The sequence below is a fragment of the Streptomyces sp. NPDC051364 genome (assembly GCF_040682115.1).
Taxonomy (GTDB): Bacteria; Actinomycetota; Actinomycetes; order Streptomycetales; family Streptomycetaceae; genus Streptomyces.
The window spans coordinates 38827-51870 of record NZ_JBFBAH010000004.1 but is presented as its reverse complement, the minus strand read 5'-3'; the positions used below and the strand labels follow the sequence as shown (position 1 = coordinate 51870).

Here is a 13044-nt window from a genome sequence, read left to right as displayed (position 1 = left end):
CCGACAGCGGCAACCCCGGCGGATCGGACCGCATGCGCCGTACCACGCCGACGCATGCCCGCCGATGGAGAGTTGTGCCACTTCCACGCTACTGCCGGGCCCTGCGCCCGGCGAGCCGTGGATCAGAAGAGGCGGAGTTTGTCGTCCTCGATGCCGCGCAGGGCGTTGTAGTCCAGGATCACGCAGTCCATGCCGCGGTCCGTGGCCAGGACGCGGGCCTGCGGCTTGATCTCCTGGGCCGCGAAGACGCCCCGCACCGGCGCCAGGTGCGGATCCCGGTTCAGGAGTTCCAGGTACCGGGTCAGCTGCTCGACGCCGTCGATCTCGCCGCGGCGCTTGATCTCCACCGCCACCGTCCCGCCGGAGGCGTCCCGGCACAGGATGTCCACCGGGCCGATCGCCGTCATGTACTCGCGCCGGATCAGCGTGTAGCCGTCGCCCAGCGTTTCGATCCGGTCCGCCAGGAGCTCCTGGAGGTGTGCTTCCACGCCGTCCTTGATCAGGCCCGGGTCGACGCCCAGCTCGTGGGAGGAGTCGTGGAGGACTTCCTCCATGGTGATGATGAGCTTCTCACCTGCCTTGTTGACGACCGTCCAGACGCCGGCTTCGTCCCCGCTCCCCTCCTTGAGGGTGCAGGGGGGCGACATCCAGTTGAGCGGTTTGTACGCCCGGTCGTCCGCGTGGATCGAGACACTGCCGTCGGCCTTCACGAGGATCAGACGGGGTGCCGAGGGCAGATGGGCGGTGAGCCGGCCCGCGTAGTCGACGGAGCAGCGGGCAATGACGAGACGCATGGTCGGCAACGCTACTCGACGAGAAGGCCTCCACGCGATTCGCCCCTGAAAGCCCCGTTCGCCGATGGCGCGTTGTATGCGCATTCTCCTGGTGCGCCACCCATGGGGCGCCTACCGTGGTGAGCAGGAGGTTGCGGAGCGTGCACGCTGCGTCGCCGCCTCCGTCCCTGCCCGTAAGACTCCGGCAACCCAAAGCGCCGGGGTCGCGAGAGGAGAACCCATGTCGCTCGACGTCTCACCGGCCCTACTCGAACAGGCCGAGCGAGGCGAGGTCGACGAAGCCGCTTTCGTCGACTGCGTCCGGACCTCCCTGCCCTTCGCGTGGGAGATGATCAGCTCGCTGGTGGCACAGCTGAAGGTGGACGGCGGAGAGTTCGCCGACAACCAGACGCCGCCGCCCGACGAGCAGGCGCGTGGCCAGCTGCTGCGCGCTCTCGCGAGTGACGCGATACGTGGTGCGCTGCAGCGGCACTTCGGGGTGCGCCTGGCATTCCAGAACTGTCACCGTGTGGCCGTGTTCCCGCTGGATCCTTCCTCGGACGACCGGCTGGCCAAGTTCACTTCGATCCGCGGCCAGCTGCTCAACCAGTCGCCCGAGCTCCGGGACTGCTGACCAACCGTACGAACCGCATGACATGCACGACCCGCACGACCGTACTTCGCTGCCGCTCCGTATCGGGGGAGGTGCCATTGATACCGGAGCGGCAGCCTCAGCCGAGACGGGGCAGGACCTCGGCGCCGAGGCGTCGTACGTTCTCCTCCGTCGCGGCGAGATCCCCGGACCCTTCCGTCAGCAGGGCGAACCGCGTGATCCCCGTCCGCTCGGACGTGGCCGCGAGCCGGTTCGCCGCCAGCCGCGGGGTGCCCACGGGGTGCAGATCGCAGAGCAGCTCGGTGTAAGCGGCGGGGTCCCGTATCGCGCGCTCCCGGCCGTCGACCGTCACGTGCGCGTCCAGCCCCTGCTTCAGCCAGCCCGGCATCGCCTTCAGCAGGGCCTCGCGGGCGTCGACCGTCCGGTCCGCCAGCTGGCACACGCCCGCCGACACGTGCGGGGCGTCCGGGCAGTGGCCCGCCGCCGCGGCCGTACGCCGGTACAGCGCGACCATGGCCGCCTTGTCCTCGTCCCCGCAGTGCATGCCCAGCAGCATCGGCAGCCCCCGCTCCGCGGCGAGCCGTACCGACGCGGGGGAGGTGCAGGCGACGATCACTTCCGGCCCTGATCCGTCCCCGTCCAGCGCCTCCGACGGGCGCGGTACGACGGCCACTTCGCGGAACCCGTACCGCTCGCCGGCGGCCGCCACCCGCGGCTCGGTGAGCCAGCGCCGCAGCAGGTCCAGGCCCTCCGGGAACTCCTTCTCGTAGGCGTCCAGGCCGCCGCCGAACACCTCCAGGTCCACCCAGGGCCCGCCCCGGCCCACCCCCAGGGTGAACCGGCCGCCCGAGGTCAGGTGCAGCAGCGCCGCCTGCTCCCCGAGGGCCACCGGGTGCGTGCTCGGCAGCACGCTCACCGCCGTGCCCACCCGCAGCCGCCGCGTCCGCCCCAGCAGCAGCGCCGCCAGCGTCACCGCCGACGGGCAGACCCCGTACGGGACGAAATGATGCTCGGCGAGCCAGACCGAGTCGAGCCCGGCCTCCTCGGCCACCTCGGCGGTCCGCACCGCCCGGTGCAGAGCCTCCCCCTGCCCCTGGCCCGGGAACTGGGCCGCCAGTACAAACGCTCCTACGCGCATCGCCTTTACCCTCCTCGTGGCTGACGCGGCCTCCCCCAGGTGGACCGGTTCATCCGTTGGCAACAACGTCTGACACGTGCCAAAGGCACGGCCTGACAGGAAGTTATTGGGATAGTCAGGCCAGTTGACGTCATCGCGTTGACTCTGTCAGCCACCCTGCGGGTACCCGGCCTCGCTGCGCGTAGTCTGGGAGAAAGTCACTGCCGTCCGCCCATCCGTGAGGTATACGTGTCACCGCGCCACAACCGCCCCAGGGGCGGCGAGACTCCGGACGAACGCCCCGGCACCGGCCTCGACCGGTACGGGCTGGAGCGCACCGAGGAGTACCAGGGCGAGGAGTGGAAGGTCCGGCACGTCGCGGGCGCGAGCGCGGCGGGCAAGCGCTACCGCTGCCCGGGCTGCGACCAGGAGATCCCCTCCGGGACCCCGCACCTGGTGGCCTGGCCGGAGTACGGCGGCGTGGACGACCGCCGGCACTGGCACAAGGCCTGCTGGAACGCGAAGGACCGCCGCACCTCGCGGGTGCAGCGGTCCAGGAACGCTCCCAAGTACTAAGCGGCCTCGGGGGCTCAGACGTCGCGGCGGCCGACCACCACGTACGAGCCCGCCACCGCGGCCCCCGTCACCAGCAGGATCATCAGCAGCTGCGCCGCGTTGCCCGGCAGGTTGGCGGTGTCGTTGTTCGGCAGGCCGTACAGCTGCATGAGGGCGACCGGGGCGTTGTACCGGAGCACGGTCCGGCCGAGCGGGGCCATGGTCTCCCACATGCTGAGCATCCCCCCTATCACCGGCGGCAGCGTGACCAGCCCCAGCATCACGGCGATCGCCCCGGCGGAGTGCCGCAGCATCGCCCCGATCGCCAGGCCCAGCACGCCGAGCAGGGTGACGTACAGGCAGCCGACCAGGGCGGCGACCCATTCGCGGCTGCCGTGCGGCCCGGCGGCCGTGCCGCCCCGCAGGATCGCGGAGGCCAGGCCGACCACCGCCACCGATCCTGTGACGGTCAGGAAGGCGACGGTGGAGAAGACGAGGTACTTCGCGGTCAGCACCCGGGCCCGGTCGGGGGCGGCGGTGAAGGTCGTACGGATCAGCCCGGTGCCGTACTCGGAGGTGATCGTCAGGATGCCGAGCACCATCACGGAGACCTGCCCCACCAGCAGCCCGAACAGCGCGGGCGCCGTGAGCGGCACGTCCTGGTAGTCGGCGGACCGGGTCTCGGAGACGGCGAACAGCCCGACGCCGACGACGAGCAGGACCAGCGAGCCGAGCGTCCACACCGTCGAGCGCACCGAGATCATCTTCGTCCACTCCGAGGCCACGGCGTGCCCGAGGTGCGGCCGGGGCGTCGGGAGCGGCGAGGCGTAGCTCTTCGGCCGGTCCGCGGTGCTCGTGGGGCCGGTGCTCGTGGGGCCGGTCATCGGGTGTCCTTGCGGGTGTCCGTCGGGGTGTTCTGCGGGGTGCCGGCGAGCTCGCCGGGGCTGCTGGGCATCAGGAAGGGCTGCCCGCCCGCCCCGGGCGGCGGGGGAGCGAAGAAGCCGGTCTGCGGCACCTCCGGGGCCGGGAGCTCGTCCTCCCAGGCGGGGACGCTCAGCGGCTCCGGTTCCCACAGCTCGGCGCGCGGGTCGTCGGTGGAGGTGTACTCCACGGCGGGCTGTGTCATCCGCATGTAGGCCTCCTCGAGCGAGGCCCGGTGCGGGGACAGCTCCCACAGCCGTACGCCGGCCTCGTGCGCGAGGTCGGAGATGCGGGGCAGCTCCAGGCCGGTCACGCGCAGTGCCCCGTCGGGCTCCTGGAGGACCCGGCCGCCCGCCTTGGTCAGGGCCGCACCCAGTGCATCCCGGCCATCGTGATCATTGTCGGCCGCGCGCACCCGCGCGAATCCGGCCGAGTTGTGCGCGATGAACTCCTGGGTGCCCATGTCGGCCAGCAGCCGCCCCCGGCCGATCACGATGAGGTGGTCGGCGGTGAGGGCCATCTCGCTCATCAGGTGTGAGGAAACGAACACCGTGCGGCCCTCGGCGGCGAGGCGGCGCATGAGGGTGCGGACCCAGAGGATGCCCTCGGGGTCGAGCCCGTTGACCGGCTCGTCGAACAGCAGCACCTGGGGGTCGCCGAGGAGGGCGGCGGCGATGCCGAGCCGCTGGCCCATGCCGAGCGAGAAGCCCTTCGTACGCTGGCCGGCGACGTCCTGGAGGCCGACCACGGCGAGCACCTCGTCCACCCGCTTCTCCGGGATGCCGGAGAGCTGGGCGACGGAGAGCAGGTGCCTGCGGGCCCGGCGGCCGCCGTGCACGGCCTTGGCGTCGAGCAGGGCCCCGACGTGCCGCTGGGCGTTCGGAAGCTGCCGGAAGGGCACGCCGTTGATCGTCACGCGGCCTGCCGTGGGCCGGTCCAGGCCGAGGATCATGCGCATGGTGGTGGACTTCCCGGAGCCGTTCGGCCCCAGGAATCCCGTCACGTGACCCGGCCTGACCTGGAAGGACAGCTGGTCGACGGCGGTCTTGGCGCCGTAGCGCTTGGTCAGGCCGACAGCCTCGATCATTGCTCTGCCTCTGCTCTGCCCCTTGCCAGGACCGGACGGCTTTCGTCCGCGTAAGGGTTAAGAGGATATCGAGTCGCCTACGGTTCCACCCCGGACCGGATCCCTGAGCTGACCCTGACTCCGACCCGGGGATGACCCGTAGTGCGAGGGACGTCCGTCGCAGGACGGACGTCCGTTCGCTCCGATCCGTCAGGCATCCCGCTTCTTCAGCACCAGGTAGCCCCCGAGCACGGCGGCCAGCGCCCACAGCGCCATGATCCCGAGGCCGCCCCACGGCCCGTAGGGCGCGTCCGAGCTGCCCGCGGGCACGGTCTGCATGATCGCGGCACCGGACTGGCTGGGCAGGTAGTAGGCGATCTTGCGGGTGGCGTCGACCACGCTGAGGACGATGGGCAGGATCAGGATGAAGGTGATCAGGATCGCGATCGAGGCAGCGGTGTTCCGCAGCACCATCGACGCGCCGATGGCGAACAGGGCGAGCAGCGCCATGTACAGGCCGACGCCGACAACCGCGCGCAGGACGTTCTCCCCGCCCAGTCCGATGCTGTGGTCGCCGAGGATCGCCTGCCCGAGGAAGAAGGACACGAAGCCGGTGGCCAGGCCCACCACCAGGGCCAGGGCGGTCGCGGCGGTGACCTTCCCGAGCAGCAGGCTGCCGCGCCGGGGAACGGCGGCGAGGGAGGTGCGGATCATGCCCGTGCTGTACTCGCTGCCGACCACCATCGCCCCGAAGACGAGCATGGCCAGCTGGCCCAGGAGCATCCCGGAGAAACTCATCTGCGTGGCGTCGAACGTGACCTGCTGGTCCTTGGGCAAGTCCTCGAAGGTCGCGTTGACCGCGGCGCACAGCCCGGCACCGATGGCGACGGTGATCAGGAACGCGGTGGCGAGGGTCCAGCTGGTCGAGGCGACCGTACGGATCTTGGTCCACTCGGACCGGAGAACGGCGGGGAAGGAGGACATGTCACTCGCCGCCCTTGCGCGTCGCCTCGTGACCGGCGCCCCACGCGGGGACGTCGGCCGGCCGGGCCGGGTTGTCGGCCGCCTGGCCGGGCCCGGGCAACAGGCCCGGGGCGCCCGGCGCGTGGGCGTGGTACTCGACGGAGTCCGCCGTCATGCGCATGAACGCTTCCTCCAGTGAAGCCCGTTGCGGGCTGAGTTCGTGCAGCACGATCTGGTGCTGGGCGGCCAGCTCGCCGAGCTGCTCCGCGGCCACCCCGTCGATCTCCAGCGTGCCGGTGGCCGGGACGCTGATGGCGTCGATCCCGGCCTCGTGCAGGAGGTCCTTGAGCCGCTCCTGCTGCGGCGAGCGCAGCCGGACGTAGCTGCGCGAGTTCTTGTGAATGAAATCAGCCATAGACATGTCGGCCAGAAGCTTTCCCTGGCCGATGACGATCAAATGGTCTGCGGTCAGCGCCATTTCGCTCATCAGGTGGGAGGAGACGAAGATCGTCCTTCCCTCTGCCGCCAGCCCCTTCATCAGATTCCTGATCCAGAGAATTCCCTCCGGGTCCAGACCATTGACGGGCTCGTCGAACATGAGGATCTCCGGGTCACCCAGCAGCGCAGAGGCGATTCCCAGTCGCTGGCCCATGCCGAGCGAAAATCCTTTCGACTTCTTCTTTGCCACGGGCGTCAGCCCGACAAGATCCAGTACCTCGGCCACCCGGCTCTCCGGGATCCGGTTCGACTGGGCAAGGCAGAGAAGGTTGTTGTATGCGCTGCGGCCGCCGTTCATGGCTTTCGCGTCCAGCAGCGCCCCGATGTGCTTCAGCGGCTCCGGCAGGTCCCGGTAGTGCTTCCCGTCGATCCGGACCGTACCGCTGGTCGGGTTGTCGAGGTCGAGCATCATGCGCATGGTCGTGGACTTCCCAGCCCCGTTGGGGCCGAGGAAGCCGGTCACCACCCCCGGTCTGACCTGGAAGCTGAGGTGGTCCACGGCGGTCTTCGCGCCGAATCGTTTGGTAAGGCCCTCAAGCTCGATCATGCGGCTCACGCTAGAACGCCCGAGGGCCCCACGCCACCTCAAACAGGTGACACAGGGCCCTCGGGCAGGGACTTTCGCTACCAGCGAGTAGCCGGTGAGTGGCCGACAGGTCGACCGCCGGTGAACTGCCCGGCGTACTAGCGGCTCTGCTGCGCCGGAACGCCGCGGGTGACGGGCTCGTCGTCGACGATCGGGTTGGCCGCCGCGACGGCCGCACCGGTCAGCGTCGCCAGCATCTCGCGGACGTTGGTCAGCTGGGCGTTGATGGAGTCGCGGCGGTTGGTGAGCGCCGCCAGCTCGCGCTCGGACTCGCTGCGGATGCGGTCGGCCTTCGCGTTGGCGTCGGCGACGATGTCCTCGGCCTGGCGCTGCGCGGTCTCCACGGTCTGGCGGGCGCGGCGTTCGGCGTCCGTACGCAGCTTCTCGGCCTCCAGGCGCAGCTGCTCGGCGCGGTGCTCGATCTCCGCGAGGCGCTTCTCGGCCTTGGCCTGACGCGAGGCCAGGTCGCGCTCGGACTGCTCGCGGCGCTTGGCCAGGTTGGTCTCGAAGTCCGCGGCGGCCTGCGCGGCCTTGGCGCGGGTCTCCTCGAACAGGGCGTCGGCCTCCTCGCGCTTGGAGGCAGCGTCCTTCTGGGCCTCGGCGCGCAGGGTGGAAGCGTCGCCCTTGGCCTTCTCGACGATGCGGACGCCCTCGTCCTCCGCCTTCGACTTGCGGTCGGCGGCGAACGACTCGGCGTCGTTGCGGACCTGCTGGGCAGCCGACTCGGCGAGCTCGCGGTGCTGCTCGGCCGCGCGACGGGCCTCCTCGCGCAGGTCCTTCGCCTCCTCCTCGGCCAGGCGCAGGATCTTCTCGACCCGGGCGCCGAGGCCGGCGTACGACGGCTCGGCGTCGCTCACCTGGGCCTGGGCGTTCTGCGTCTCGAGGTGCAGCTCCTCGATCCGCTTTTCCAGAGAGTTGATACGTCCAAGGGCGCTGTCGCGGTCGGAGACCAGCTTGGTAATGCGGTCGTCCACCTGACCGCGGTCGTAACCACGCCGCACGAGCTCGAAGCCGAAGGGGGAGGAAGTGTCGCTCATGGGGTTCCTGTCGAATGAGACCGATGAGGTGCTACGTGAGGTGTTAGGGGAATCCTAGGCGCCGAAGCGGCGTGTCTTCGAGTCAATCCACGATTGATCTGGACAATGACACCCCTTTTGAGTGGCAAGGCGGCAGAATGCTTGTCACTCGTTCGCCTGAACCTTCATCAGGAACACACATCTCGCTCGCTGACTAGCCCTCCGACGACTTGCCACCCGAACGAGTGGAACCCGCAGCAGCCCCCGCCTTCACGCCCCCCGCGCCCTGGCCGCCGACCGCGGGCTTTCCGCCACCCGAAGGCGCCTCGAATGATTCCAACGCCTCAAGAACGTCCTGGACACGGGAGATCTCCGCCTGAATGTCCTCGCGCCTGCGCACCAGGACCTCCAGCTCACGGCGCCCCTCGTCGACCAGACGCTCCGCCTCCGCCTTCGCCTGCGCGAGGGCCTTCTCGGCCTCGCGGGTCACCTCGGCCTTCTTCTGCTCGGCCTCCTTGAGCAGCGCCTCGGCCTTGCGCACCGCCGCGATCCGGACCTTGCTCGCTTCGCTGCTCGCGTCCGACACCAGCGCCTTGGCCTTCGCCTCGGCCTCGACGCTCTGCTCGGTCGCCGCCCGGACCAGCTTGTCCACGCGCTCGCCCGCCGACTTCATCTGCTCGGCCGACTCCCGGCGGGCCCGCTCGTGCAGCTCCTCGACCTCGCCCTCGACGCGGGAGCGCAGCTCCTCCGCCCGCTCCCTTATGGCAGCGGCGTCCGTACGCGCCCCGACGAGCAGCTCGTCCGCGTCCGTACGGGCCTTCTCCACCAGGGAGTTGCCCTCGACCGTCGCCTCCGAGGAGATCCGCACGGCCTCCTTGCGGGACGCGTCGACCATCGCGTCTGCCTGCTCCTCGGCCGCCGTCGTGGCGGCCAGGGCCTGCGCCTGGGCATCGGAGGTGAGCTTGTCCGCCTCGGACGCGGCCTCGGTGATCAGCCGGTCCACCTGTTCCGCAGCCTCGCTGCGCCGCTTGTTGGCCTCCTCGCGGGCCTCGTCGAGCAGCCGCTCGGACTCCGCGCGGGCTTCCGTACGGGTGCGCTCCGCCGCGGTCGCCGCCTCGGCCTTGACGCGCTCGGCCTCCGACCGGGTACGGGTCGCGTGCTCCTGCGCCGAGGCCAGGGCCTCCGACGCCTCCGCACGCAGCCGTTCGGCCTCGGCCTGGGCCTCGCCGACCGTGCGCTCGTTGTCCTTGCGGGTCTGCTCGGTGAGCTTGTCCGCCTCGGACGCCGCCTCGGTGATGAGCCGGTCCGCCTGCTCGGCTGCCTCGCTGCGCTGCCGGCCCGCCTCCGCGCGCGCCTCGTCGAGGGTCCGCTCGGACTCCCGCTCGGCGCTCGCCAGGGTCTCGTTCGCCGCAACCGTGACCCGGTCCGCCTCCGCGGTGGCCTCGCCGATGATCCGGCCGCCCTCCGCGCGGGCGTCGTCCAGGGTCTGCGCCGCCTCCGTACGCAGCCGCTCGGCCTCCGACGCTGCCTCGCCGACGGTGGCCTCGTTGGCCGCACGCGTCTCGTCGACCAGCCGGTCGCCCTCGTTGCGGGCGTCGACCAGGATCCGCGTCGCATCCCGCTCGGCCGCGGCCAGCATGTCGGTGGCCTGCCGGGTGAGCCGCTCGGCCTTAGCCGTCGCCTCGCCGACCGTCGCCTCGTTCGCGGAACGCGTCTCGTCCGTGAGCCGCTCCGCCTCGGACGCGGCCTCGGTGATGAGCCGGTCCGCCTGCTCCGCGGCCTCGGTACGCAGCCGGTTGGCCTCCGAGCGCGCCTCGTCCAGGGTGCCCGCCGCCTCGGTGCGGGTGGCGTCGGCCGCCTCGGCCGCCTCGGCGGTGATCCGCTCCGCCTCCGCGGTGGCCTCGCCGACGGTGGCCGCGTTGGCCGTCAGAGTCTCCTCGGTGAGCCGCTCGGCCTCCGCCGTCGCCTCGGCGACGATCCGGCCGCCCTCGGTGCGCGAGGACTCCAGGGACTCCGCCGCCTCGCCGCGGATCCGGTTCGCGTCGTCACGTGCATCGGCCCGGGTACGGGTCGCGTCGCGCTCGGCCGCGGCCAGCGCGTCCGTCGCCTCCGTACGCACCCGCTGTGCGTACTCGGCGGTGTCGCTGCGCAGCTGCTCCGCCTCGGCGATCGCGTCGCCGACCGTGCGCTCGGCCAGTGCCTTCGCCGCGTCCGTCTCGGAACGCGCCTCGGTGCGGATCCGGTTGGCGTCCTGGGTGGCCCGCTCGCGCTCGTCGTAGGCGTCCGAGCGGACGCGCGCAGCCTCCTCCTCGGCCTCCGTCTTCGTACGCTCCGCCGCGTGCTCGGCGGCGCTGCGCAGCCCGGTGATCTCCTCCTCGGCCTGCTCGTGCAGACCGGCCACGGAGTCGCGTACCTGCTGGGCGGTGGTCTCCGCCGCCGACACCAGCTCCGCGGCGCGCCGCTCCGCCTCCTCGGTCAGGCGGGCCGCCTCGGCCTGCGCCTCCTCGGAGCGCTTGCGGGCCGCGGCCAGCAGCTCCTCGCTCTGCTCGCGGGCCTGGGCCCGCTCGCTGTCCGCGTCGGTCCGGGCCGACGCGAGGGTCTCCTCGGCCTCCCGGCGGCGCCGGGCGGCCTCTTCCTGTGCGGCGGCCAGCGCCTCGGCGGCCTCCGCGGCGACCCGCTCGGCGGCGGCCTTGGCCTCCGCACGCAGCCGGTCCGCGGTCTCCTGCGCCTCGATACGCACCCGCTCCGCCTCGGACTCCGCCTCGCTGCGCAGCCGTACGGCGACCTGCTCGGCCTCCGCCCGGGCCCGCCCGGCGTCGTCCGCCGCGTCCGTGCGCAGCTGGTCGGCCTCCGCCTCCGCCTGCGCCTGGAGGCTGCGGATCCGCTCCGCCGACCCGGCGCGCAGGCGGTCGATCTCCTCGGTGGTCTCCCGGCGGATGTTCTCCGCCGCCCCGCGGGCGTCGCGCAGCGTCTGCTCGGCCGTGTCCAGCCGGCTCTCGGCCTCCGAGTGCAGGCGTACGAGCTCCTCGTCGGCCTCCGCCCGCTTCGCGGCGACGGCCTGCTCGGTCTCCTCGCGCCGTGCACGCGCCGCCGCGTCGGCCTCGGCCCGTACGGCCTCCGCCTGCTCGTCGGCCTCGCCGCGCAGCCGCTCCGCCTCGGTGCGGGTCCGCTCGAGGGTCTCCTCGGCCTGCTTGCGCAGCGTGGTGGCCCGCTCGACCGCTTCGGCTCGGACCCGCTCGCTCTCGGCGCTCGCCCCGCCGCGCAGCTCGTCCGCGTCCGACTTGGCCTTGCCCAGCAGCTCCTCGGCGGTCCGGGCCGCCTCCTCGATCTGCTGGACCGCCTCGCGGCGGGCCTCGCCGCGGATCCGCTCGCCCTCGGCGACGGCCTCGGCGCGCAGCTGCTCGGCCTCGCCGCGCAGCCGCCGGGCCTCCTCCTGGAGTTCGACGGTCCGGGCCCGGTACTCCTCGGTGTCGTCCTTCGCGGCGCCCTTGAGCTCGTCGGCCGTGGTCGCCGCGTGCAGGCGCAGCCGGTCGGCCTCGGACTCGGCCTCGCGGCGGATCCGCTCCGCCTCCTCGGACGCGGCGCGGGTGGTGGCCCGCGCGTCCTCGGAGGCCTTGTTCAGTACGTCCTCGGCCGTGCGGGCCGCCTTCGCCAGCTGGGCGGCCGTGTCCTCGGCCGCCGCCGCGCGGGCCTGCTCCGCGGCCTCGGCGCGCAGCCGCTCGACGCCGGCGCGGGCGTCGGCGAGGGTCTGCTCGGCCTCGGCCTTGAGGACCTCGGCCTCCTTGGTGGCCTCGCCGACCAGCCGGGCCACCTGCTCCTTGGCGGTGCGGGTGCGCTGCTCGTTGACGGACTCCGCCGACGCGAGCTGCCGGGCGGAGCTCTCCTTGGCGTCCGCGAGGAGCTTCTCGGCCTCGGCGCGCGCGGAGCGCAGGGCGCCGTCGGCCTCCTGGACCCGCTGCTCCGCGACCCGACCGAGGTCGAGGGTCTGCTGCCGGGTCTGCTCGGCCTCGGCGGAGGTGCTGCTGCGCAGCCGCTCCGCGTGCTCGGTGGCCTCCTGGGCCTGCGCGGAAGCGGCGGTCAGCAGCCGCTCGGCCTCCTTGCGGGCGCGCAGCAGCGTGGCTTCGGTCTCCGCACGGGCGGCCTCGGCGTCGGCGGCCAGCCGGCGCCGGGTCTCCTCGGCGACGCGTGCGGCCTCGGCGCGTGCGGCGTTCAGGGACTGCTCGGCCTCGGCGCGGGACTCGTCCATGAGCCGGCGGGCCTGGGACTCCGTACGGGCGCGCAGCTGCTCGGCCCAGGCGACGTTCTCGTTGACGTGCGCCTCGACGGTCTGGCGGCGCTCGTTGAGCTCCTGGTCCAGGCGCTGGCGGCGATTGACGGCCTCGGCGTGCAGCTCGGCCTGCAGGCGCGACTGGTGCTCGGCGTGCTCCTGCAGGATGCGCTGGGTCTGCGCCCGGGCATCGCGCAGCTCGCGCTCGGCGTCCGAGCGCATCTGGTCGGCCTGGATCTGGGCATTGCGGAGCAGCTGCTCCGCCTGGTAGCCCATGTCCGCGCCGTCGTAGGCAGGGCGGGACGCCAGATTGCGGCGTACCTCGTGGAGCTTGGCGCGCAGCACCTCGACCTGGTACCCGAGGTCTTCGGCGTGCTGGACGGCCTTCCCGCGCTCCTTCTTCAGCCGCTCCATCTCGGCTTCGAAGCGCGAGAGATGGTCGGCTTCAGCCTGATGGCTCTCCTGGCTTTCGTAGCCCCGCACAGCGCGGTCCCATCCGTCCCCTGGTCGCAAGCTCACTCCCAATTGAGCATCGCTCGCCCGCTGAACGACGCCCCCGGGGGAATGGTGTCAGATACCGGGGCAGGGATCACAGGCCCCGACCCCGTCTCCGCACCGAACCCCGGCCGAGCCATGGCCACTCTACCGGCCGGGGAATCGGGCCATCAG

The 13044-nt window shown here is 72.1% G+C and carries 10 protein-coding genes; 2 read left to right on the top strand and 8 right to left on the bottom strand.

Annotated elements, in window-relative coordinates; translation table 11 throughout:
- Positions 1–122 precede the first annotated feature (122 nt).
- Positions 123–794, bottom strand: a complete 672-nt coding sequence (nucS, locus tag AB0M76_RS09840) for an endonuclease NucS (RefSeq protein WP_266625384.1) — start codon at positions 792–794, stop codon at positions 123–125.
- 220 nt (positions 795–1014) lie between these two features.
- On the opposite strand from nucS, the gene AB0M76_RS09835 reads away from it, so the two are divergent.
- Positions 1015–1407 carry an SCO5389 family protein gene (locus tag AB0M76_RS09835; RefSeq protein ID WP_030153794.1) on the top strand — a complete coding sequence of 131 codons (393 nt, stop codon included), beginning with the start codon at positions 1015–1017 and terminating at the stop codon, positions 1405–1407.
- A gap of 97 nt (positions 1408–1504) precedes the next feature.
- Here AB0M76_RS09835 and AB0M76_RS09830 read toward each other — a convergent pair whose 3' ends face one another.
- Positions 1505–2524 carry an LLM class flavin-dependent oxidoreductase gene (locus tag AB0M76_RS09830; RefSeq protein WP_365952394.1) on the bottom strand — a complete coding sequence of 340 codons (1020 nt, stop codon included), beginning with the start codon at positions 2522–2524 and terminating at the stop codon, positions 1505–1507.
- 228 nt (positions 2525–2752) lie between these two features.
- Between AB0M76_RS09830 and AB0M76_RS09825 the strand changes: the two genes are divergently transcribed.
- Entirely contained in the window at positions 2753–3079 is a 327-nt protein-coding gene (locus AB0M76_RS09825) for an ATP/GTP-binding protein (protein WP_266663658.1), read from the top strand.
- Positions 3080–3093: 14 nt separating this feature from the next.
- On the opposite strand, the gene AB0M76_RS09820 is transcribed toward AB0M76_RS09825, so the two are convergent.
- The 6 genes from AB0M76_RS09820 to scy all read right to left on the bottom strand — a co-directional run bounded on the left by AB0M76_RS09820 (position 3094) and on the right by scy (position 12858).
- The gene (locus AB0M76_RS09820) at positions 3094–3942 is read right to left on the bottom strand and encodes an ABC transporter permease (RefSeq protein ID WP_365952393.1); all 849 of its coding nucleotides are present in this window, start codon (positions 3940–3942) and stop codon (positions 3094–3096) included.
- On the bottom strand, positions 3939–5066 hold the full coding sequence (locus tag AB0M76_RS09815) for an ABC transporter ATP-binding protein (protein ID WP_365952392.1): 1128 nt from the start codon (positions 5064–5066) through the stop codon (positions 3939–3941). The genes AB0M76_RS09820 and AB0M76_RS09815 overlap by 4 nt, the downstream gene beginning before the upstream one ends.
- Positions 5067–5255: 189 nt before the next feature.
- The gene (locus tag AB0M76_RS09810) at positions 5256–6029 is read right to left on the bottom strand and encodes an ABC transporter permease subunit (RefSeq protein WP_365952391.1); all 774 of its coding nucleotides are present in this window, start codon (positions 6027–6029) and stop codon (positions 5256–5258) included.
- Between the two features lies 1 nt (position 6030).
- Positions 6031–7053 carry an ABC transporter ATP-binding protein gene (locus AB0M76_RS09805; protein ID WP_365952746.1) on the bottom strand — a complete coding sequence of 341 codons (1023 nt, stop codon included), beginning with the start codon at positions 7051–7053 and terminating at the stop codon, positions 6031–6033.
- A gap of 137 nt (positions 7054–7190) precedes the next feature.
- Entirely contained in the window at positions 7191–8129 is a 939-nt protein-coding gene (locus AB0M76_RS09800; RefSeq protein ID WP_030153801.1) for a cellulose-binding protein, read from the bottom strand.
- A 193-nt stretch (positions 8130–8322) separates the two neighbouring features.
- Positions 8323–12858: a polarized growth protein Scy gene (gene scy, locus AB0M76_RS09795; RefSeq protein ID WP_365952390.1), complete on the bottom strand. Its 4536-nt coding sequence runs from the start codon at positions 12856–12858 to the stop codon at positions 8323–8325.
- Positions 12859–13044: the final 186 nt, after the last annotated feature.

Coding starts and splice junctions, on each gene's coding strand:
- nucS (WP_266625384.1), bottom strand. CDS start 794: ATGCGTCTCGTCATTGCCCGCTGCTCCGTCGACTACGCGGGCCGGCTC.
- AB0M76_RS09835 (WP_030153794.1), top strand. CDS start 1,015: ATGTCGCTCGACGTCTCACCGGCCCTACTCGAACAGGCCGAGCGAGGC.
- AB0M76_RS09830 (WP_365952394.1), bottom strand. CDS start 2,524: ATGCGCGTAGGAGCGTTTGTACTGGCGGCCCAGTTCCCGGGCCAGGGG.
- AB0M76_RS09820 (WP_365952393.1), bottom strand. CDS start 3,942: ATGACCGGCCCCACGAGCACCGGCCCCACGAGCACCGCGGACCGGCCG.
- AB0M76_RS09815 (WP_365952392.1), bottom strand. CDS start 5,066: ATGATCGAGGCTGTCGGCCTGACCAAGCGCTACGGCGCCAAGACCGCC.
- AB0M76_RS09810 (WP_365952391.1), bottom strand. CDS start 6,029: ATGTCCTCCTTCCCCGCCGTTCTCCGGTCCGAGTGGACCAAGATCCGT.
- AB0M76_RS09805 (WP_365952746.1), bottom strand. CDS start 7,053: ATGATCGAGCTTGAGGGCCTTACCAAACGATTCGGCGCGAAGACCGCC.
- AB0M76_RS09800 (WP_030153801.1), bottom strand. CDS start 8,129: ATGAGCGACACTTCCTCCCCCTTCGGCTTCGAGCTCGTGCGGCGTGGT.